At 66.7% G+C, this 21,207-nt stretch carries 18 protein-coding genes; 10 read left to right on the plus strand and 8 right to left on the minus strand.

The genetic code is table 11. The features are described from left to right. The gene (locus tag ON22_RS26505; protein ID WP_081595859.1) at nt 1-819 is read right to left on the minus strand and encodes an MlaE family ABC transporter permease; all 819 of its coding nucleotides are present in this window, start codon (nt 817-819) and stop codon (nt 1-3) included. A gap of 610 nt (nt 820-1,429) precedes the next feature. Between ON22_RS26505 and ON22_RS26510 the strand changes: the two genes are divergently transcribed. Next, nucleotides 1,430-2,122 carry a chymotrypsin family serine protease gene (locus ON22_RS26510; RefSeq protein ID WP_033243749.1) on the plus strand — a complete coding sequence of 231 codons (693 nt, stop codon included), beginning with the start codon at nt 1,430-1,432 and terminating at the stop codon, nt 2,120-2,122. Between the two features lie 70 nt (nt 2,123-2,192). Here the strand turns inward: ON22_RS26510 and lppU are convergent, their stop codons facing one another. Further along, a complete protein-coding gene (gene lppU / locus ON22_RS26515) occupies nt 2,193-2,831 on the minus strand; it encodes an LppU family putative lipoprotein (protein WP_033243750.1) in 639 nt (212 codons plus the stop codon). Nucleotides 2,832-3,365: 534 nt separating this feature from the next. Here lppU and ON22_RS26520 point away from each other — a divergent pair. Continuing rightward, complete coding sequence (locus ON22_RS26520; RefSeq protein ID WP_033243751.1) at nt 3,366-4,259, plus strand: L,D-transpeptidase; 894 nt, start codon at nt 3,366-3,368, stop codon at nt 4,257-4,259. 335 nt (nt 4,260-4,594) lie between these two features. On the opposite strand, the gene ON22_RS26525 is transcribed toward ON22_RS26520, so the two are convergent. The 3 genes from ON22_RS26525 to ON22_RS26535 all read right to left on the minus strand — a co-directional run bounded on the left by ON22_RS26525 (nt 4,595) and on the right by ON22_RS26535 (nt 8,159). Then, nucleotides 4,595-6,598, minus strand: coding sequence for a M13 family metallopeptidase (locus ON22_RS26525; RefSeq protein ID WP_081595860.1), 2,004 nt, complete (start codon nt 6,596-6,598; stop codon nt 4,595-4,597). Between the two features lie 59 nt (nt 6,599-6,657). Continuing rightward, nucleotides 6,658-7,155, minus strand: coding sequence for a DUF4190 domain-containing protein (locus tag ON22_RS26530; protein ID WP_033243752.1), 498 nt, complete (start codon nt 7,153-7,155; stop codon nt 6,658-6,660). Between the two features lie 224 nt (nt 7,156-7,379). Then, a complete protein-coding gene (locus ON22_RS26535; protein ID WP_033243753.1) occupies nt 7,380-8,159 on the minus strand; it encodes a pirin family protein in 780 nt (259 codons plus the stop codon). A gap of 194 nt (nt 8,160-8,353) precedes the next feature. On the opposite strand from ON22_RS26535, the gene ON22_RS26540 reads away from it, so the two are divergent. Together ON22_RS26540 and ON22_RS26545 are read left to right on the plus strand one after the other, a co-directional pair. Further along, nucleotides 8,354-8,854, plus strand: a complete 501-nt coding sequence (locus ON22_RS26540) for an NUDIX hydrolase (protein WP_051158112.1) — start codon at nt 8,354-8,356, stop codon at nt 8,852-8,854. A 79-nt stretch (nt 8,855-8,933) separates the two neighbouring features. Next, complete coding sequence (locus ON22_RS26545) at nt 8,934-10,268, plus strand: MFS transporter (protein ID WP_051158116.1); 1,335 nt, start codon at nt 8,934-8,936, stop codon at nt 10,266-10,268. 18 nt (nt 10,269-10,286) lie between these two features. On the opposite strand, the gene ON22_RS26550 is transcribed toward ON22_RS26545, so the two are convergent. Beyond that, a complete protein-coding gene (locus ON22_RS26550) occupies nt 10,287-10,895 on the minus strand; it encodes a DUF8020 domain-containing protein (protein ID WP_033243754.1) in 609 nt (202 codons plus the stop codon). A gap of 505 nt (nt 10,896-11,400) precedes the next feature. Here ON22_RS26550 and ON22_RS26555 point away from each other — a divergent pair. The 3 genes from ON22_RS26555 (at nt 11,401) to ON22_RS26565 (ending at nt 13,715) form a co-directional block, all read left to right on the plus strand. Then, nucleotides 11,401-12,153 (plus strand): LamB/YcsF family protein, encoded by a 753-nt coding sequence (locus ON22_RS26555; RefSeq protein WP_033243755.1) that lies wholly within the window; start codon nt 11,401-11,403, stop codon nt 12,151-12,153. Between the two features lie 66 nt (nt 12,154-12,219). Further along, nucleotides 12,220-12,858, plus strand: coding sequence for a 5-oxoprolinase subunit B family protein (locus ON22_RS26560; protein ID WP_197039668.1), 639 nt, complete (start codon nt 12,220-12,222; stop codon nt 12,856-12,858). Continuing rightward, nucleotides 12,855-13,715 (plus strand): 5-oxoprolinase subunit C family protein, encoded by an 861-nt coding sequence (locus tag ON22_RS26565; protein ID WP_033243756.1) that lies wholly within the window; start codon nt 12,855-12,857, stop codon nt 13,713-13,715. The genes ON22_RS26560 and ON22_RS26565 overlap by 4 nt, the downstream gene beginning before the upstream one ends. Before the next feature lie 8 nt (nt 13,716-13,723). Here the strand turns inward: ON22_RS26565 and ON22_RS26570 are convergent, their stop codons facing one another. Continuing rightward, a complete protein-coding gene (locus ON22_RS26570) occupies nt 13,724-15,304 on the minus strand; it encodes a glycoside hydrolase family 183 protein (protein WP_033244400.1) in 1,581 nt (526 codons plus the stop codon). Between the two features lie 260 nt (nt 15,305-15,564). Here ON22_RS26570 and ON22_RS26575 point away from each other — a divergent pair, with 260 nt between their 5' ends. After that, nucleotides 15,565-16,389, plus strand: coding sequence for a hypothetical protein (locus ON22_RS26575; RefSeq protein ID WP_033244401.1), 825 nt, complete (start codon nt 15,565-15,567; stop codon nt 16,387-16,389). A 9-nt stretch (nt 16,390-16,398) separates the two neighbouring features. Here ON22_RS26575 and ON22_RS26580 read toward each other — a convergent pair whose 3' ends face one another. Next, entirely contained in the window at nt 16,399-17,859 is a 1,461-nt protein-coding gene (locus ON22_RS26580) for a CCA tRNA nucleotidyltransferase (protein WP_033243757.1), read from the minus strand. 102 nt (nt 17,860-17,961) lie between these two features. Here ON22_RS26580 and ON22_RS26585 point away from each other — a divergent pair, with 102 nt between their 5' ends. Both ON22_RS26585 and ON22_RS26590 read left to right on the plus strand, forming a co-directional pair. Continuing rightward, a complete protein-coding gene (locus ON22_RS26585; RefSeq protein WP_081595861.1) occupies nt 17,962-18,498 on the plus strand; it encodes an NUDIX hydrolase in 537 nt (178 codons plus the stop codon). After that, complete coding sequence (locus ON22_RS26590) at nt 18,495-21,110, plus strand: DUF6049 family protein (RefSeq protein WP_051158113.1); 2,616 nt, start codon at nt 18,495-18,497, stop codon at nt 21,108-21,110. Before ON22_RS26585 ends, ON22_RS26590 begins: the two co-directional genes overlap by 4 nt. Nucleotides 21,111-21,207 lie beyond the last annotated feature (97 nt).

A 21,207-nucleotide genomic window follows, 5' to 3' on the forward strand; every position in this document is an offset into this window, starting at 1 on the left:
TCACACCACCTGAGGTGGGAACAAGGTGTTGTACACCTGGGTGAAGATCACATTCACTCCGAACAACATCACCGCGGACATGACAACGGCGGTATTCACCGAGTTGGCGACACCACCCGGACCACCGCGGGTATTCAATCCGGTATCACAGGCGATGATTGCCGCGAGCAGACCGAACAACAGCGATTTCAGCAGAGCGACAGCCAGATCGAGCGAAATTGCGAACGATGCGAAGGTCGAGATATACGAACCCGGGGTGCCGCCCTGGACGAAAATATTGAAAATGTAGCCGGTCAAAAATCCGACGAAGACAACGAAACCACAGAGCAGCACGCTGACTACCATTGCCGCGCCGAGACGTGGCGCGACCAGTCGGCGCAGCGGATCGACACCCATGACTTTCATGGCGTCGATTTCCTCGCGAATCGTCCGGGATCCGAGATCGGCGCAGATGGCCGAACCGACGGCGCCGGCGATCATCAAAACGGTGACCAGTGGCGCACCCTGTTGAATGATGCCCAAACCGTTGGCCGCACCGATGAACGAGGTCGCACCGACCTGCTGCGCAACCGATCCGACCTGGATGGATACGATGACGCCGATCGGAATAGCGACCAGCAGGGTGGGCGCCGCGGCCACATTGGCCATGAATGCGCACTGCCGGATGAACTCCGCGAGCGGGAATCGGCCGCGGAAGATACTGACCACGAGCTCGGTAACGGCCTCGACACCCATCGTCATCTGGCGGCCGAGGGTCTCCAAAGAACGTCTGGGGTGGTCGCGCCAATAGTCCCGCGTCCACTCGACCGCTCCGCTCAACCGAGAACCTGTTGGTGGACTCTTGGTCGACTGCACTGACTAACCCCTCTCGACGTCGGTTACCTACCCCGACGACTGGTTTGCTTGAGGCACCTTACTACGTAGTAGTGCGGAACACACCATAGACGGGTGAGGGCTGTCACAGACGTTCATCACTCCGTGGCGTGACCATCGAGTTATCCAGCACTTCTTGGTACGTATCCCAATGGAAGTTCCGCGATTCTGGAAGAACATACAGCTGACCGGCGGATAAAGCGCGCCAGAGACGTAGATCCGCTGAGAATGCCCGTTCACATAAATAACGGATGATTTTCCTGAAAATTACCGATTCGCGGCGACATGGAGATTCGACTGTTACTCGACGCGCGTAGCCGGAACGGGGGCAATTAATAGCGTTGAGCTATTCTTCCGAAGGTATCGTGGCCGGAGTTTCGCGCAGTCTCCGCCGAACACGGCGCGCACCGGCCGAATGCTCGACCGAACAGCCGAATCGTCCAGGGGCACAAGGCAACCCGCAAGTAACGGCATCTCGGGGCGCGCATCGCGGCCGCTGCTGCCACGATGAGGTGCCACACATTGATATCGTGCGGGCTTCGAGGTCTGGAGGGATATGTTCAGGAAACTAGCCCAGGCGGCCGCTGCCGTCTTCGCCGTCGCCCTGAGTGCGGCACTACTCGGCTCGGGAACGGCGGTCGCCGACCCCGGCCGGCCCGTACTCGGCGGCGGATCAGGGCTGATCGTCTCTTCGGAGCCGGGTCGCATGTCCGATATGGCGATTCAGTGCACGCTCACCACGATCGGCCACGACGGGGCCGGACGGCTGGTCGGGCTCACCGCGGGACACTGCGGAACACCTGGGCACGAGGTCTATTCCGAACAGGATCCGGGTGCGGGAACGCTCGGCCGGTTCGTCTACTCGAACCAAGAACTCGACTACGCGGTCCTGCAATTCGACCCGGGCCGGGTCACCCCCGTCAACCGGGTCGGCAACCTCAGCATCACCGGTGTCGGTGGGCCCGCACAGTTCCCGAACATCGTATGCAAGGAAGGCCGCACCACGGGCAACACCTGCGGTATCGCCTACGGCGATATCTTCGCCAGCAGTATCGAGACCTGGTCGCAGATGTGCGTGATGGAAGGCGATTCCGGCGCGCCGGTCGTTGTCGGTTCGACGCTGGTCGGCATGGTCAACGCCTATCTCGCGATCGCCTGCTTCGGCCCCGAGGTGGGCACGAACATGTCCACCATCATGGGCGATATCGACAGCCGGGCAGGTGTCGGTTCGGGCTTCCGGCCCATCTGACACCGGACCCTCCGGTAACGAAAACGAGCGGGACCAACGGTCCCGCTCGTTTTTTCGTATCCGCCGAAACTCAGAGTTCGTCTACGCACACCACGAAGCGGCGTTCCGAATAGACGTACCCGCTGCTGCCGGCCCCGCAGGCGTTGACATCGTCGGCGTTCTCCTCGATGGCAACCACCTTCACCCCGTCCGCCGCGCTGGTTTCGGTGCAATCGATACGCTCCGGCCCGGTGCTACCACTACCCACATCCATACAGCCGCCGATCACCCAATCGATATCCAGGCACAAGGCACCCGTCTCGATCCCGTTGCGGCTTTCGGCGTAGTAGTTGTCGGCGTCGCCGACGCAATCGCTGCTGCGCGCGGCCTTCCCGATCACCCGGTAGTTCGAGGTGGCGGTACCGCAGGATGCCTCTTCGATATCGGCATCGGTGGTGGTGCCACCGAGCAGAACACAATCACCGACCTCGGCATCGAAGCCGGCGATACCGTCTTCATCGGTTTCGGTGGTTGTCGGCGCCGCGGTGGTGGTGGTTGTGGTCCGGTCACCGGCATCGGGTGTGGTGGTCACATCCACGGCATCCACGGTCCCGGTTTCGGTCGCCGGGAGCGCCCGGCCCTCGATGGTGGAGCTACAGCCCGCCACCGCTATCGCCGCCGCCATACCGGCGAGCGCCACCGTCCATCGAGACGAAGTCCATCCTGACACGCACAGTCCTCCCGCTGCGACGCCGAACCCTTCCCCCGTCGAATCCGAACCTCACTACAGCCTTGCTTGGCACAACACGCCATGAATACACCATGGCGGCGCGAGCGTCGACTCGGTGAGACCTCGCACCACCGGGGATCGAACCGGGGATGCTGACCGAATCTCGTTACCGCCGCGGCCGCGTGACATATGTCATTCACAGGTTTGACCGCCGATCTGTCGTTTTTCGGACATACGGCGGTCGATGGCCGGAAAAGGCGCGGGTAGCGGGCGCGGCCGGGCCGCAATCGATCCCACCCCCGGGCGCGGGTGGCCCATAACACCAGTCATGCATAACAGCTATGTAACGGAAACGAGGGTTGGTCACGAAGAGATGAAGGCAGTAGGAAGGAGCTCGGAGCGGAGGCGCACCAGCATGGATGGAACGACTTCCGCGATGCTCCACCGCCCGTCGGGACCGCTCCGCAACTCCACGTACCGGTGCGCCATCGGCCGCCGTACGCTCCAGAGTCGAATGGACGGACGAACACTCTTATGCATGTCACCGAGAACACCGGGTCGCTGCCGACCACTCGCCGGATTGCGCGCCGGCTCCGGCAGGGTGTCCTGTTGACGGCCGCGATCGCGACCGCCACCACCGTGGCCACCGCACCCGTCTACGCCCTGCCGGAACTGCCCACCGGTTCGGCCGCCGGAGCCACCGAGCCCACCCCGCCCGCGGCGAACTTCGCCCCACCGGCGATCAACCCCTCCGAGGGCGAGCAGGTCGGCATCGCACAGCCGATCATCATCAACTTCAAGGAACCGATCACCGATCGCGCCGCGGCCGAACGGGCCATCGAGATCAGCCCGTCGACCGAGGTATCCGGGAACTTCTACTGGTGGAGCGATAAGCAGGTGCGCTGGCGGCCCACCGAGTTCTGGCCCGCGCAGACCGATGTGGTGGTGGAGGCCGGCGGTAGCCGCAGCGCCTTCCACATCGGCGACGCCGTGATCGCCACCGCCGACGACAACACCAAGACCATCACCGTCACCCGCAACGGCGAGGTCGTGCGGACCATGCCCACCTCGATGGGCAAAACCGACTACGAAACACCCAACGGCACCTACATCGTGGGTGAACAGCGGCGCGAAATGGTCATGGACTCCTCCACCTACGGTGTGCCGATCGACGCTCCCGAGGGCTACAAACTGGACGTCGAATACGCGACCCGCATCTCCAACAGCGGAATCTTCGTACACGCCGCCCCGTGGTCGGTCGGATCGCAGGGCTACGCCAACACCAGCCACGGCTGCCTGAACGTGAGCACCGAGGACGGCAAATGGTTCTACGAGAACGTGGGCAAGGGTGACGCGGTGGTCGTGCAGAACACTCAGGGGGGCACGTTGAATGCCGGCGACGGGCTGGGGGACTGGAACACTGCGTAGTTCGGCGTGCTTCCACCGGGGGCGGGCTCCGGTGCCGGCCGCCTCACCGGGATCCCGGTGGCGGGTTGGGCCTGTAAACAACCTGCTCTCGGGAGGCCAGCGGTGTAACTGTGCCCTCGGGTAGGCCATCCGTGGATTGGAGACGCTCCGCGTCTCGAGGGGTGGGGCCCTGGTGGGCCCCACCCCGGGGAGTGGTTAACCGTCCGGAGAGGTGAGGAGGGCCGGGGGCCTTCGAAGCGGGTCGGCGCCACCAGCGCGGCGGGCCTGCCGGGCAAAGCTTTGAACGGCGGTGCATCCAACGGGTGCACCGCCGTTCGTTGTTCGCCGGGCGTGGGTTACCAGATCTTCACGCGCTCTTCGGGGGCCAGGTAGAGGGCATCCTCGGGTTTCACCTCGAAGGCCTCGTGGAAGGCGTCGATATTGCGGACCACGGCATTGCAGCGGAACTCCGGCGGAGAATGCGGGTCCACGGCCAGGCGGCGCACGGCCTCCTCGGGCCGCGTTTTGGTCCGCCAGACCTGGGCCCAGCCGAAGAACACCCGCTGCAGGCCGGTCAGGCCGTCGATCACCGGCGGTTCCTCCCCGTTCAGGGAGATCCGGTAGGCCTGTAGCGCGATCGAGAGACCGCCCAGGTCACCGATGTTCTCGCCGATGGTGAACTCGCCGTTGACCGTGTGCTCGTCGGGTAGATCGGCAGGGGAGAGGATGTCGTACTGGTCGATCAGCGCGCGGGTGCGTTTACCGAATTCGGTGCGATCGGTATCGCTCCACCAATCGACCATATTGCCGTCGCCGTCGTACTTCGCGCCCTGATCGTCGAATCCGTGCCCGATCTCGTGGCCGATCACCGCACCGATACCGCCGTAGTTCGCGGCGTCGTCGGCGTTCATATCGAAGAACGGGGGTTGCAGGATGGCGGCCGGGAAGACGATCTCGTTCATCCCCGGGTTGTAGTAGGCGTTCACCGTCTGCGGTGTCATGAACCATTCGTCGCGGTCCACCGGGCCACCGAGCTTGTTCAGGTCCCGGTCGTGTTCGGCGGCGTACCCGCGACGGTAGTTGCCCACCAGATCGGCCGGGTCCACCGTGACGGCGGAATAATCACGCCAGCGGTCCGGGTACCCGATCTTGGGGGTGAACTTGTCGAGTTTGGCCAGCGCGGCACGGCGGGTGGCCGGGGTCATCCAGTCCAGTTCGGTGATATTACGCCGGTAGGCCTCGCGCAGATTTTCCACCAGCCGGACCATCGCGGCCTTGGCCTCCGGCGGAAAGTGCTCGGCGACATACAGTTTGCCGACCGCTTCGCCGAGCAGATCCTGCACCAGCGAAACCCCGCGCTTCCAGCGTTCGCGGTTCTCCTGGGCACCGGTCAGGGTGCGGCCGTAGAAATCGAAACTCTCCTCGACCAGGGCCTCGGTGAGATATGGCGCACGGGCCCGCAGCACCCGCCACTGCGCCCACAGCCGCCACTCCTCCAGCGGCACCGATTCCCAGGTCTGCGCGAAAGTGCGCAGGTAGTCGGGTTGGCGGACCACCAGTTCGGACAGCAGCAGGGAGCCCTCGCCCGAAACACCGGCGGCCAGTCCATCGGCCCATGCACCCCAGTCGAATTCCGGATTCTGCTCGGCGAGCGTGGTGAACGCCGTGAGGTTGTACCCCAGTTCGGCGTCGCGGCGGCGCACCACATCCCAGTGGCCGGCGGCAAGCTTGCGTTCCAGTTCGAATACCCGGGACCCCGCCGATTGCGCATCGAGCAGATCCGCGACTGCCGGGTCCGCGGCGGCCAGGGCGAACATCCGATCGATATGGGCGATATAGCGTTCCCGCATCTCGGCGTATTCGTCGGAACGGTAGTAGGACTCGTCCGGCAGGCCGATACCGGATTGGGTCGCATTGACGAGGTAGCGCTGGGAATTCTTGTCGTCGGTATCGACATAGACCGCGACCGCGCCGGAAACGCCGGTGCGCTGCAGCCGGCCGATCAGCGCGGCGAACTCGCCGCGGTCGGAGGTGGCCGCCAGTGCGCGCAACTCCTCGGCCACGGGAGTCAGGCCGGCCGCCTCGACGGTCTCGGTGTCCATGAAGGAGGCGTACAGGTCGGCGATCTTGCGTGCATCGCTACCCGGCTCGCCCGCGGCGGTGCGGATGATCTCCTGCACATCCAGCTCCGCGCGGTCGTACAACGTGCGGAACGCACCGTCGACCGCCCGGTCGGCCGGGATCTCGTACCCGGCCAGCCAGGCGCCGTTGACATGCGTGAACAGGTCGTCCTGCACCCGGACGGCCGAGTCGAGATGGGTCAGATCGATACCGGAAGGGCTGGTCACGTCGGAAGTCACACAACCCAGTATGCCGATGCCCGCTGTGGCGCGGTGCGATCTGCGAGGTACCGGGCCGGTCAGTTCGCCGGTACGGGGGGTTCCATCGTCACCCCGAACTGGTCTTCGAGTTGCTGGTTGAACTGATCCTCACACTGTGCGATCTGCTGCTGGTCGCTACCGGCGCGCGAGACGCAGTCGGTGAATTCCTTGCCGCCGGAATCCTCCCAGAAGTTCCAGAAGAACACGCCGAACACAATCGCCGCGACGATCGCGACCACACCCAGGATCAGCGCGACCACCGCCATCACGCCGCCACCGCCGGTTCCTCGGCGGACCTTCATCCCGGCGATCGCACCGAGGATCACGGCGAGGAGCCCGAACAGGAGGCCACCGACGATGGTGCAGAAGCTGATCGCGGCCAGGATGCCGCAGACCAGGGCGGCGATCGCGAGACCCTTGCTCTTGGGTGATTCCTGCCAGTACTGGGGCTGTTGTCCGGGCCCCGGATACGGCTCCTGTCCGTGCCCCGGGTAAGGCTCCGGCGCGGGTTGTCCCGGGGGCGGTGGGTAGGTCATCGTTCCTCCTCGGCTGGCGGTCACGAGCACGGCGGTGCCGCTACAACGACATCACGGAGTTCGCCTCACCATTGTCACGGGTCGTGACCAAGGCGGCGAGTTCCGCACCCGATTCGGCGCGGCCGGGGGGGAGAGAGAGAGACCGGATGGCACGACCTCGGCGTAGGCCGGGGTTCACCTCGAACGGTGCACAGACCTGTTCACGCGTCCACCGGAGCCGCCGCTCATCCGGCGCCGAGGCGGGCGTGCATCTCCCAGATCAGCACTTCCGCCGGTTCTGCCGCGGTGAGCCGCTGTCCTCCGGAATGGGTGAGGCGTACGGCGTCGCCGGTGTCCAGACGGCCCACCCCTTCCAGGTCCGCGGCCCCGCGTGCGACGAAAACGTGCAGATAGGGCGCTTCGGGGAGGGTAACGGCCCGTTCGGCATCCGGGGACAATTTCGCCACATGCAACGCCGAATGGCTGCTGTTGATGGCGATCGCGGTGCGGTCGCGGTAGCGCGGCAGACCGGACGCCACGGTGACCAGCCCGCCCGCGGCCAGTTCGTCGTCGATCTCGAGTTGCTGGTAGCCCGGTTCGATACCGGGTTCGTCGGGCAGTACCCACATCTGTACGAAATGCACCGGCTGCTCATGTTCGGCCCGGCCCGGGTCGACTCGCCACGAATCGTTCTTCTCCGAATGCCGGATCCCGGTACCGGCACTCATCCGCTGCGCGAGACCCGGATAGATGACGCCGCTGTGCCCCAGCGAATCCTGGTGGACCAGCGACCCCTCCAGTACCCAGGTCACGATCTCCATATCGCGGTGCGGATGGGTATCGAAACCCTGACCGGGCAGGACGATATCGTCGTTGTTCACCATCAGCAGGCCGTGGTGGGTGTTCTCGGGGTCGTAGTGCTCGCCGAAGGAGAACGAGTGTTTGGAATCGAGCCAGGATATCCGCGTTTTCAGCCGGTCGCCGCCGCGATGGACATCGATATGCGAGGTGGGCGGTGTGGACATCACACGCCTCCTTTCCGGCTCGGGCACAATTACCTTTTCCGCAGGGACACCCGATACCCCGCTTCGTCGATTGTCCGCTCTCGGCATTTTACGCGAGCGACCCCGGGGTGAACGGCCGGTGAGCAGCGGCGGACGGTAATGGCGGTATGGCACGCGGTCGTCGAAAATGGAAATACCGGACCGGGAGGTGAACGATGCGACCCGAAGCACTAGCGCGGATCGAGCAGCGGCTTCGTGCCGGTGCACGCCGCGACGGTGTCACCGATCTGGTGGTCGGTGTCGCGGTGTTCCGAAACGGAAAACTCCTGGTGGTCCGGCGAGTGCCCGGTGCGGATCTCGGCGGAATGTACGAACTGCCGGGCGGGGGAGTGGAGAACGGGGAAACACTCACCGAGAGCGCGGTACGCGAACTCTTCGAGGAAACCGGGTTGGTGGCACGTTCGGTCACCGAATTCCTCGGCTGGTTCGACTACGCCACCCGGACGAAACCGAAGGTGCGCAAATTCAGTTTCCTGGCCGAAGCCGAACCCGGTGACGTAATCCTGGAACCCGACGAACACGACGCCTACGCCTGGATAGATGCCGCCGCGCTGGGCACCCTCCCCATGGCCCCGGATATGCGCGAGGCCGTGGATCTGCTGATCACCGAGGAGTGCGGACCGGCCGGAATACGTTCGGGTCCGCCGAACAGGTAGCGTCGCGGCCGTGTCCACCGCTGCGCCCGAACCTGCCGCACCGGACCGGGAGGCCGATACGGGCGAGCGTAAACACGATCTGCGGGCGATCCGCGCCGCGATCCGGGCGAGTCCCGGTGCGCTGCGGCTGACTCTGGTGCGGTTCACCAGCCAGTTCGGTGACGGAATGTTCCAGGCCGCGCTCTCCGGTGCGATTCTGTTCAACCCCGAACGCGAAACCGACCCGCTTGCCGTGGCAGCCGGTTTCGCGGTGTTGCTGCTGCCGTATTCGGTGATCGGGCCCTATGCGGGCGCCTTGCTGGACCGGTGGGACCGGCGGCTGGTGCTGCTGGTGGCCAATATCGTGCGGGGGCTGCTGATCCTCGCGGTAACGCTGGGACTGCTGGCCGGTGTCGGTGCGAGTCCGCTGTTACTGCTGGCTTTGGCAGTGGTGGGGATCAGCCGGTTCACCGCGGCCGGTGTTTCGGCGGCGCTGCCCCGGGTGCTGGCACAAAAGTGGCTGGTACCGGCCAACTCGGTACTGGCAACGGCGGGTTCGGCCTGCGCGGCGGTGGGAGCGGCCGCGGCGGTGGCGGTTATCGGAGCGATCGGGGCCGGAGATACCGGCTCGGCGGTGGCTGTCGCGGTGAGCATGACCGGTTCGGTGGCCGGTGTGCTGCTCGCCGCCGGGTTCCGGCCGCGCGCCCTCGGGCCGGAAACACAGCCCGATAGGACGGTGGGTGCGGTGCGCGCAGTGCTCACCGGGTTACTGGTGGGGGCGCGGGCGGTACGCGGCTCGGTGGATGTTTCCACCGCGATGATCGGAATCGCCGCGCACCGCATCGTTTTCGGCGCCAATACGCTGATCATGGTGCTGGTGCTGCGGGAATCACCGTCCGGGGCGACCACGGTCGAGGGCGGGCTCATCGGTTTCGGGGTCGCGATCACCGCCACCGCCGCCGGTATGCTTCTCGCCGCCCTGCTGACGCCGTTCCTCATTCCCCGGCTGGGCCGGGCGCGCACGGTTCTGCTGGGGCTGTCCTGCGCGATCGTCGTACAACTCGCCCTGGTATTGCCGACTGCTCTGGCCGATTCCGCCGAGGCCACGCACCGCGCGCACCAATTGCTGCTCGTCGGCGCATTCTTGTTCGGTGTGGCCGGCCAGACCATCAAACTCACCGGTGACGCGGCCATGCAGATCGATATCGCCGACGACCGCCGCGGACAGGTGTTCGCCCTGCAGGACACCGTCTTCAATATCGCGTTCGTGCTTGCGGTCGCGCTGACCGCGCTGGTCGTCCCGGCGGACGGCAGGTCGGTCGCGGTGATCGTGACCGGGGCGGGGTGCTACGGGGCGGGCATCGTCGCCCTGCTGCTGAACAACCGGCGCCGTAAACACGGAGCGGGCGCATCCCGGTCGGGATGCGCCCGCTGAATCCGCGGCGGTCGACGATCAGGGCTGACCGGTCGCGACCGCGGTCAACGCGTCGATGAAGGGCTGGCCACCCATCGCGGCGCCACCGGCCAGGGCGCCGACCACCGTGCCCACCGGCCCGGTGACGATGCTGAAGATGCCGAGCCCCAGCAGACTGCCGATGAAGCCACCGAGCACACCGCCGGCGATCATGCCGATCAGGTTCTGATTGGCCTGGTCGAGGAAGCGGTCGAAGGAGCTGATGTTCTTCAATTCGGCGATATCGGCCGGCGCGACGTCGGGCGTCAGCGTCAGGCTGCGGCCGTTGTCGGCGATCTGGTGACCGACCGGGATCGACCGGCCCGCCACCTCGAAGGTGAGCGGGACCTCGGTGACCTCCGCACCGTCGGCGGCGATAAGGCTGACGGTGGTGCCGTTGTCGGTGAGCGCGAACGTGCCCGCGTCGACGGTGGTGGTCACCTCGCGCGCATCGCTGGAAAGTGTGCTCTGGTACTCGATACCCTGCTGCTGCCCGACGGTGGTCACACCCTCGGTCGCGGTGGCGGGCGCAGCATTCGCGGAACCGGCGGTGATACCGACGGCGGCGACAGCCATGATTGCGACAGCACCGAACTTTCCGAATTTCATTTCGATCCTCCCCAGAATTCGGCCTCCCTGTGTTGGGCCGGCCGCGGCCAGACAGTACTACGGGCCCGAGCGGATTCCGCAAGTTCGGATCCGGTGTTCGAGCCACGCTGCGCGGCAATGGCTTCGGGTTCTGCGTCCACAAATTTGCCACGGAATAACCTCACGATCGCCCCCACGGGCCGCCGAAACACCGGAGAACCGGACAATGCAAGGTATTCGGGTCGAAGGTATCGCCCGCACAGCAATTGCCGGTAGTTCTCGCCGATTCGCCGGTACGCCCGATATGACACGGAGATAACCGGAAGAAATTCCTGTGCTCTCGGAGCGGTTCCATACAAATCCGAGTTTTTATGTGAAAAGGATCACTCGGTGCGCATTCCGTGAGCAGCACTCGACGGATTCCTCCACGAAATTCGGATCCGGCAGAACTCGCAACCACCGGCCGGTCGAGGGTGTCGTGTGAAGAGTGGGCGGGAACAATGGAGACAGGCGGAAGGAGGGTCGGATGGGACTCGATCTGAACAGCGACCTCGGCGAAGGGTTCGGGGCCTGGAGTATGGGCGACGATGCCGCCATGCTGGATATCGTCACCAGTGCGAATATCGCCTGCGGATTCCATGCCGGCGACCCTTCCATCATGCGACGCACCTGTTCGCTGGCAGTGGAGAAGGGTGTGCGGATCGGCGCGCATATCGGCTACCGGGATCTTGCGGGGTTCGGGCGGCGGGCCTTGACCGTCGCGCCGGCGGAACTGCGGGACGAAACGCTGTACCAGATAGGCGCTTTGGACGGTTTCGCGCGGACCGCGGGGGATCGCGTGCGGTATGTGAAACCGCACGGAGCGCTCTATCACGCCGCGGCGGCCCAGCCGGCCCTCGCGGACGCCGTTGTCGCCGGACTCCGCGAATACGATTCGGCGCTGGTCCTGCTCGGGCCGGCGGGGACTCACCTGCAGGAATCGGCGGCGCTCGCGGGTATCCGGTTCGTGAGCGAGGGGTTCGCCGATCGCGCCTACACCGCGACGGGCGGGTTGGCCCCGCGCGATACCCCCGGCGCGGTCCTGGACGCGGATATGGCGCTCGCCCAGGCCGTGACGCTGGCGGAAACCGGGACTGCGCGAGTCGCGGGTGGCGGCACTGTCGCGGTATCGCCCGACAGTATCTGCGTACACGGCGATACCCCGGCGGCAGTGGAGATGGCCCGGCGGATCCGGGCCGCCCTCGAGGACGCGGGGATCGCGGTAGCGTCGTTCACCTGAACGAGCGGGAACGAGGTGAGTGCACTGGCGCGGTCCCCACGAAACCGGGACGAGGCGGGTCCGGTACTGCGACCCGCAGGCGACCGGGCATACCTGTGCACCCCGAACCCGGATCGGGTCGCCGAGCTGGCCGCGGAGCTGCGTGAACGGTCGCTGCCCGGTGTCGTCGATCTACTTCCCGCGGCGGAAACCGTTCTGGTGACTTTGGATTCGCCGGAGGCGGCGTATCGGCTGCGGCCGGAAATCGAGCGGCTGGTCGCCGCGGTGAACCAATCCGTTCCCGGCAATGTTTCCCGTGGAACATTGCCCCGCGGCGAACCCGTTCGGATTCCGGTCCACTACAACGGCCCGGATCTGCCCGAGGTGGCCGACGCGCTCGGCCTACATCCCGACGAGGTCGTCGCGGCGCATACCGGCACGGTGTGGCGGTGCTCCTTCGTCGGGTTCGCCCCGGGCTTCGGTTATCTGGAATCCCCGGACGACCGGCTCGCTGTCGCGCGGCGTCCGGTACCGCGCACCCGGATCCCGGCGGGTTCGGTGGCGCTGGCCGGTGGTTATTCGGCCGTGTACCCGCGGGAAAGCCCGGGCGGCTGGCAGCTCATCGGCCGTACCGATCTGGTCATATGGGATTCCGATCGCGACCCGCCCGCGTTGATCCGGGCAGGCGGGCTCGTCCGGTTCGTCGATGCGGGGTCGGGCCGATGATCGTGGTCGAGGAGGTCGGTCCACCGGCGACAGTCCAGGATCTGGGCCGGCCGGGTTGGTTCGATTCCGGTGTCGGACCGGCCGGAGCGGCCGACCGCGGAGCACTGCGGCTGGCGAACCGGCTGGTGGGAAACCCGGAGCACGCCGCGGGTATCGAGGTTCTGCTCGGCGGCCTGGTGCTACGCACCGAGGAGCCGACGCTGATTGCGGTCACCGGAGCGCCGGCACCGGCAACAGTCGACGGGACTCCGGTCGGCCATGCCTGCGTGCTGTACCTGGAAGCGGGGCAGGTGCTGCGGCTGGCTTTCGCACAGACCGGGCTGCGCAGTTACGTCGGAGTACGCGGCGGCATCGATATCGCGCCGGTTCTGGGTTCCCGCAGCTACGACACACTGTCCGGTATCGGGCCGCCGCCGTTGCGCACCGGGAACCGGCTACCCACCGGTCCGGCACCGCGGAGCTGGCCGAACATCGACCAGGCGCCACAACCCGGATTCCCGGACCTCATGGAGATCTGGGCCATGCCCGGTCCACGGGACGACTGGTTCACCGAGCCCGCGGCGTTGTTCACCGGATATTGGACGGTCGGTCAGGACACCGACCGCGTCGGCGCACGCCTGGATCGTGCCGACGGGCCACCGCTGGAACGGACCTCCACGGCGGAGCTGCCCACCGAGGGAGTGGCGCTCGGGTCGGTGCAGGTGCCCCCGGGCGGGCAACCGGTGGTCTTCCTCGCCGATCATCCGATCACCGGCGGTTATCCGGTGATCGCGGTGGTCCTGGACACCGATATCGATCTGTTTGCGCAGGCCCGGCCGGGTCAGCGGATACGGTTCCGCCGGGCCGGGGCGATCTGAGTGGCGGCTCAGTCCGGCAGATCCAGGCGGGCGTGCATCAGGTACACGTTGTAGGAATCCCACTCCGAGAGCGTGAAATAGAGGTCGCGGCCGGTGGACCACGGGTGGATGAACCCGCCGTACGCCTTGGGATAGTCGGCGGTGGACACCAGCGGCACCGGCTCGGTCCAGAGCCCCTGCGGCTGCGCGGCGGTGCGCAATACGATCGCACCGCGTGCCGAATCCAGATAGGACATCTGCCACAGCCCCGATTCGGTATCGAACCGCACCGAGAGCTCACTGGCGATACCCGGCACCAGCGGAGTGGCCAGGTTTTCCGACGCCGGCGCCCAGGTTCCGTTCACCCAGTACTGGTACGCGGATTTGTTCAGCACCTGTTCCTTGGGCACCCGGGCCAGCCCGATCACACCGATCCGGCCGTTGGGCGTTCCGAACATGTACACGTGGTCGCCGTGCGGCACCATCGCCGCGACCTGGAACCGGCCCAGCCCGAACAGGTTCTCCCATTTGGCGTGCTGATCCTTGACCCAGGTATTGCCGTTGTCGTCGGAATAGGCGATACCGCCGTAGTTCGTCCACCACAGGCCCGGTATGCGGCTCCAGCGGTTCACCGACATATAGCTCAGGTACTGACGGTCGCCGAGGGCGAAACCCGAGGTGGGGATGGTGGTGGTTTCCCAGTTCTTGATCTTGCGGCTGCCCAGCAGTTCGGCGGCGTGACAGCGGCTGTCCTGCACCATCGTGTCCAGGCGCAGCCCGTCGGAAAGGTCGCGGTCGGTGCTGTAGGCGAGGATATTGCTGCGCCAATCCGCGCCATCACCACCGGCACCGCCGGGCACCCAGCCCTGGCCGAAGGTATCGCCGAACACCACGGCGATCTCGCCGGGTTTCGTCTCCCACATCAAACCCAGATCGGTGCCGTCGACCTGCCAGCGCATATCGGTCCGGTTCGGGGAACCGTGCCCGGTCACCTGCTCGACCAGCCGCACCGACTCCACCCGGGGCAGCGCCGCCGGACCCGCGACGGGACCGGGTTCGGCCGGATGGACGACCGGTGGCGGCGCGGGTTGCGGTGGGTCGCCCGGTTCGCCGGGGACCGGGATCGGGATGGGTTCGATCTCCGGTTTGAACTGGATCCTCGGCAACTTCACCGGATCACCGGAACCGGAACCACTGCCCGAACTGCTACCACTGCCCGAACTGCTACCGGTGGCCGAACCACTGCCGGAACCGGTTTCCGGCGGTGCGGGCGGCGCGGCCTCGTCCTCCTCGGCAGGTTCCGGTCCGGAGGTGTCGCGGATATCCGGGCACGGGTTACGGCACGGGTCGGCCGGTAGCGGCTCCGGGACGATCCGGGTGTTGTCGTGCGGTGGATCGGGCACCGGCACCGGAGTGAGCTGCGGTACCGGGATCGGGATATCGATCTGCGGCGGCACCGCGACCGGTGGGGGCGGCGGCGCGGAGGGGTCGGGCGCGCGGTCGAGCGGATCGAACCCGACCTCACCACACTCGTTCACCGGCGGGGGAGCCCATGGATGCGGTGCCGCCTGTGCGGGCACCGGTATCCCCACATACCCCGTAAGCACCAATCCGAGGAATACGAGCCGGCAACGCCCCGGCCGAAAACCCCACACCACCTCGGTCAACAGCTCACTGTCTCCTGTCGGGTCCCATTGTCGCAGTGAACCTACCCGAGCCTCGCCGCCATCGCGCTCATTCATGATCATGACGCACCGGTAACACCCGTCCGGAATGCCACGGGGGCGCACCCTCCGGTACGACGGCGCGGTGACGCAGCCGACTACGTATGGTGGCGGACCGGTCCGGGCCAGTACTCTCGGAGATGATCATGGCGGCACAATCCGACCCCCGATCGACTTCCCCGTTCTCCCCACTGTGGGCAGTCGACCTCGGCAAACGACTGTTCGAGCAGGCCCGGCTGGAACAGTGGATCAGCTATACCACCGCATGGGTCGAACCCGTGGCCGATCTCGGCGCCGGCACCGTCACCGCACTGCTTCCCGATACCGTGCTCACCGTGCTCAGCGAGGGGATCCTGAGCCGGTTCGGCGGCCGGGAGATCAGCGCGACCCTGCTCGATCATCACCTCACCGGCACCCTCGACGTGCTGAAAGTGCGCCGCCGTGGCGCACATTTCCAGACCAAGGCCGTGCTTCGGGACCTGGACTGGGACGGCCTGACGCTCGACGAGGTCACCGTCATCGCCCACGAAGTCCGGCTGGTACCGGGTGTACCGACCAGAATCCGCGCGGCCCGGATCGATATCGACGGCACCGTCACCTTGCCGGCGCTGCTCGGCCGGTTCGCAGACCGCGCCCCCGAATGGGAACTGACGCCGGCCGAGCAGGGACCTGTCCGCGCGGTCCACCGACGCCGTCGGATCAGCGCCGAACTGGACGCCTCCATCACCGACGACATCCTCGAACTCGATATCCACCGGGCCACCTGGTTCGGTATGCCCGTACCTCGGCGCTGGCGGACCACCGAACCGATCCGGATACCGGAACTGCCGAGCGGGGCACGGATACGGCGCGCCGTCCGCGACGGCGAGCTGGTCCGCTTCCGGGTCGACGTGGCACCCGTCAGCGGATCGTTCGACCTGGCCCAGATCCGCTCGGCCATCGTGGCCGGCACCACCCTGATCGTGTTCTGACCGGCCGGTTCACTGCTGCGACCGCCACCATTGCCGCAGAGCCTCCTCGGCCTCGTCGCGGGTCAGCGGACCGCGATCCAGCCGCAGCTCTTTCAGATGACGCCACGCGCGACCCACCTCGGGCCCCGGCGGCAGCCCCAGCAATTCCATGATCGCGTTACCGTCCAGATCCGGCCGGACTCGCGCCAGATCCTCCTGCTCCTGCAGTCGGGCGATCCGCACCTCGAGATCGTCATAGGTGGCACGCAATGCGGCGGCGCGGCGCTTGTTGCGCGTGGTGCAATCGGCACGCACCAGCTTGTGCAACCGCGGCAGCAGGTCCCCGGCGTCGGTGACATAGCGGCGGACCGCGGAATCGGTCCACTGGCCCTTCCCGTAACCGTGGAACCGCAGATGCAGGAACACCAGCCGCGCCACATCCTCGGTGAACTGCTTCGGGTACTTCAGTGCCCGCATCCGCTTACGCACCATTTTGGCGCCCACGACCTCATGGTGATGGAAGCTGACCCCGCCCCCGGGCTCATTGCGTTTGGTATCCGGTTTGCCGATATCGTGCAGCAGCGCCGCCCAGCGCAACACCAGGTCGGGATCGCCCTCTTCCTGGTCGATCGCCTGCTCCAGCACGGTCAGCGAATGCCAGTAGACATCCTTGTGCTGATGATGTTCGTCGATCTCCAGTTTCATCGCCGGAACCTCGGGCAGCACCCGCTGCGCCAGCCCCGTTTCGCACATCATGTTGATACCGTCGATCGGATAGGCGCCCCCGATCAGCTTGTCCAGCTCCGTCCGGACCCGTTCCGCGGTGATCCGCTCGATCTCCGGCGCCATCTCCGATATCGCCTTCCGCACCCGCGGATGCGCTGCGAAACCCAGCTGGGAAACGAAACGGGCCGCACGCAGCATCCGCAGTGGGTCGTCGTTGAACGAATCCTCGGGCGCGGCCGGCGTATCCAATACGCCCGCCAGCAGCGCTTCCATCCCGTTCAACGGATCCACGAATTCCAGTGCGCCGTCGGCTGCGATCTTCACCGCCATCGCATTCACGGTGAAATCGCGGCGGACGAGATCGCCCGCCAAACTGTCCCCGAAACTGACCTGCGGATTTCGCGAAACCCGGTCGTAGGTATCACTACGGAAGGTGGTGATCTCCAACTGCTGACCACTCTTGGCCGCGCTCACCGTCCCGAACGCCAGCCCACCGGTATCCCACAACTGATCCGCCCAGCCGTCGAGCAACTGCTGCACCTGCTCGGGCCGCGCATCGGTGGTGAAATCCAGATCGGTGCCGAGCCGCCCCAGCACCGCATCCCGCACACTGCCCCCCACCAGATACAAGTGGAAACCACGAGCGGCGAACATCTCCCCCAGCGGAGTCAGCACCTCGGAAAGCCGGCCCAGCGTGACAGCCGCAGCCGCCAGCAAACGAGTACGGCGATCCAGCACTGCATCCTCGGACTCCGTCGAAACCACAGCAAAACCTTACTGTGTTTATTTGTGCGCCCCGGGCGCGCGGTGGCCGAAACCCCGCGCCGCCGGAGGCGGTGCAAAAAGATACTGCTCTAGTATTGCGTAGTGTCTCCGGCCGATCGCGCGAACAGTCGACGCCGCCAGCCCCGGCGCCGTGGTTCGGCCGGTGGTGCGGCGAAACCGCGTATGCGCACGGTGCGCGAGACGTCGGCGGGGGGATTGGTTGTCGACGGGCTCGACGGTCCGCCCGAGAAGCGCTGCGCCGCCCTGATCGGCCGGACGGACCGCCGGGGACGGCTGCTATGGTCGCTGCCCAAAGGACATATCGAAGAAGGCGAAACCTCGGAACAGACGGCTATTCGCGAGGTCGCCGAGGAAACCGGTATTCAGGGCGTGGTGGTCGCCGAATTGGGCAGTATCGATTACTGGTTCGTCACCGAGGGGCGGCGGGTACACAAGACAGTGCACCATTTTCTGCTGCGTTCGGTCGGTGGTGAACTATCCGACGCGGATGTGGAGGTCACCCAGGTGGACTGGGTGCCGTTGAGCGAATTGAACTCCAGGCTCGCCTACGCCGACGAGCGCAGGCTGGCCGAGGTGGCGAACCGCCTGATCGACCGGATGGAGACCGGTAAGCGATGACGCGTGGACCGAGTCGGATCATCTTCGTGATCCTGACCATCCTCGGCGCGGTGTCGGCGCTGTCCGCGCTGCCCGTGACCGTCGCGCATGCCCAGCCGGCCGGGTCGGCCGAGGATTCCGCTGCGCCACAGTTCCTGAAGCTGTCGCTGGATTCGGTGAGCCCCGGCACGGTGACCACCGCGAGCGAACCGCTGCTGACGGTGACCGGCACGGTCACCAATATCGGCGACCGCGGCGTGGACGATGTCACCGTCCGGGTGCAGCGGTCGCGGGCGATCGCCGACCCCAGCGAGCTGCGCACCACATTGAAGCTGGACCAGTCCAGCTACGACTATCCGACTCCGTTCCAGGACATCGCGGTGCGGTTGGAACCGGGTCAACGTCAGCAGTTCACGCTGTCGGCACCGTTGCGTGACGGGACCGCGGAATCGTTGAACATCACCGAACCCGGTGTCTATCCGCTGCTGCTGAATGTCAACGGGACCCCGGATTACGGCGGCCAGGCCCGGTTGGACGATGCCCGCTTCCTACTGCCGGTACTCGGCCTACCGGCGGCCGCGGACGGTAGCGCCCCGCCGCTACCTCCGCCGGCCAACCCCGCGGTGTCGACGACACTGCTGTGGCCGCTGGCCGACCGGCCGCGCATGGTGGCCGGTCAGACCGGTGAGCTGGACCGGACGACCGAACTGGCCGATGACGAGCTCGCGGCCTCGCTGAGCCGCGGCGGCCGGCTGGACGAACTGGTCGCCGCGCTGGAATCGGTCGTCGGCGACGACCGCACGGCGGACGGTCCGGCTTCGGCGATATGCCTGGCCGTCGACCCCGATCTGCTGCTCACGGTGCAGGCGATGACCGAGGAGTACCGGGTTCTGGCCAGCCCGTCGGATCCCGACGGCGCGACGCGGCCGGGTACGGGCACCGAGGCGGCCAAGCAGTGGCTGGACCGGGTGCGTGGGCTGGCCTCGTCGATGTGCACGGTGGCGTTGCCGTTCGCGCAGGTCGATATCTCCGCGCTGGCGGCGGCGAACGATCCGGCGCTCACTGCCCGGGCATTGGAAGCTCCCGCGCAGATCGTCGATTCCATCCTCAACACCCGGTCGGTGCGCAAGGTGAGTCTGCCGGACGCGAGCAGTCTCGACCCCGCGGCGGCACAACTGCTGAAATCGCAGGGTTTCGAGACCGCGGTACTCGCGGGGAACGCGGTGGCGCCGGAGGGTGGGGCCGTTGATCCCGCCGCCGCGGTGCCGGACGTGGTGCGATTGCCCGGTATCGCGGGTGCCGCCCCGGCGCCCGGACCCGTACCGGGGGAGGAGGCCGAACAACAGGCCGTCCCCGCCGGTGGTCCTACCCCGGTCGAGGGCGGGCCGGCGACATCCGGTGCCGCGGCGCCGCCGAATCAGGCGGGCAGTGGTGGTGCCTCGACGGGTGATCCCGCGCTACGAGTCGCGACCTTCGATATCTGGCCGGCGGCGGCGCTGGCCGGTATCGGTTCCAATCCACCCACGCCCGCCTACGTCCCCGAAGCAGCCCGCTACCCGGTGACCAACGATTCCCGCAGCGCACGCCTGCAAGACGCGCTCGGTGCGGTGTCCTGGCAGGCATTGCACGCCGACCCGGCGCGCCCGCGCTCCCAGCTGATCATGCCGCCGCAGCAATGGGGGGCCAACCGCGACGAAGCCGTCGCGCTGTTGCGCCAGCTCGAACTGCTCGTGGACAACAACCTGGTGAATCCGCGGCCGTTCGACGATCTGGTCGGGCAGGCGCCGGACCCGGCGCCCTATCAGCTGGCCCCGCTCCCGGACGCCGCTGCCGAGACAGTGCCCGGACATTTCGCGATACCTGCCCGCGATCAGTCGCACCGGCTGTCCCAGCTGCTGCAGGCCATGGTGGAGGTGCCCGACACTCAGCCGACACCACGCGCCTACCTGAACCCGCTACGTGACGATCTGGTGCGCGCGCTGTCGCTGTCGGATCGGCGCGGCGGCCCCGCCGGGCAGGCCGATGTGTTCGCGCAGCGGCGGATCGAGAAAACCACCGCGGCAGTGGATGAGATCTACCGCTCGGTGACGGTGCTGCCGCCCGGCGGGGTGTACACGCTGGCCTCGGAATCGAGCCCGCTGCTCCTGGTGGCGCGCAACGACCTGCCCATTTCGATGCGGATCCGCTTCCGGATCGACGCGCCGCCGGAAACGAAGATCACCGATATCGGCGAACAGCTGCTCCCGCCCCGCGGGACCCGCTCGTTCCAGATCCCGACCGAGGTCAGCGACAGCCGCAACCTCGTCGTTCCGATATCGCTGAGCACACCCGAAGGTGTCCCGCTCGGCCATGCCACCTCGATTTCGGTCCGTTCCAACGCCTACGGGCAGATTCTGGCGATCATCACCGCCTGCGCGGCCGCACTGCTGTTCCTGCTCGCCGGCCGCCGCCTGTGGCGCCGGTTCCACGGCGAACACGATCCGGCCGACAAGGGCGTGGATCCGGGGGTCCGGCGGCGGGTGCTGCGGCTGGGCCGGGCCCGGCGGCGCACAACCGGCCACACCGGTCCCGAGGTGAGTGACGAAGCCCTGGAAACCGGTCGCCATCCGGCGCAGCGCCGGGAGCGGGTGTAAGCCCGGCCCTCGATGTCCCGGATAGGTCATCTACCCGACAACCTGGAGAGATGACCGGCACGGGTGTCGCATGGAAGATGGAGAGGGTGCGCGCACC

It is taken from the genome of Nocardia carnea NBRC 14403 (assembly GCF_000308515.1).
GTDB classification, from domain to species: Bacteria; Actinomycetota; Actinomycetes; order Mycobacteriales; family Mycobacteriaceae; genus Nocardia; species Nocardia carnea.

What these genes read in the sequence shown, in the direction of transcription:
- ON22_RS26590 (WP_051158113.1), top strand. Translation starts at nt 18,495, where the DNA reads ATGACGCGTGGACCGAGTCGGATCATCTTCGTGATCCTGACCATCCTC.
- ON22_RS26530 (WP_033243752.1), bottom strand. Translation starts at nt 7,155, where the DNA reads ATGACCTACCCACCGCCCCCGGGACAACCCGCGCCGGAGCCTTACCCG.
- ON22_RS26555 (WP_033243755.1), top strand. Translation starts at nt 11,401, where the DNA reads ATGGGACTCGATCTGAACAGCGACCTCGGCGAAGGGTTCGGGGCCTGG.
- ON22_RS26535 (WP_033243753.1), bottom strand. Translation starts at nt 8,159, where the DNA reads ATGTCCACACCGCCCACCTCGCATATCGATGTCCATCGCGGCGGCGAC.
- ON22_RS26575 (WP_033244401.1), top strand. Translation starts at nt 15,565, where the DNA reads ATGGCGGCACAATCCGACCCCCGATCGACTTCCCCGTTCTCCCCACTG.
- ON22_RS26565 (WP_033243756.1), top strand. Translation starts at nt 12,855, where the DNA reads ATGATCGTGGTCGAGGAGGTCGGTCCACCGGCGACAGTCCAGGATCTG.
- ON22_RS26510 (WP_033243749.1), top strand. Translation starts at nt 1,430, where the DNA reads ATGTTCAGGAAACTAGCCCAGGCGGCCGCTGCCGTCTTCGCCGTCGCC.
- ON22_RS26520 (WP_033243751.1), top strand. Translation starts at nt 3,366, where the DNA reads ATGCATGTCACCGAGAACACCGGGTCGCTGCCGACCACTCGCCGGATT.
- ON22_RS26540 (WP_051158112.1), top strand. Translation starts at nt 8,354, where the DNA reads ATGCGACCCGAAGCACTAGCGCGGATCGAGCAGCGGCTTCGTGCCGGT.
- ON22_RS26550 (WP_033243754.1), bottom strand. Translation starts at nt 10,895, where the DNA reads ATGAAATTCGGAAAGTTCGGTGCTGTCGCAATCATGGCTGTCGCCGCC.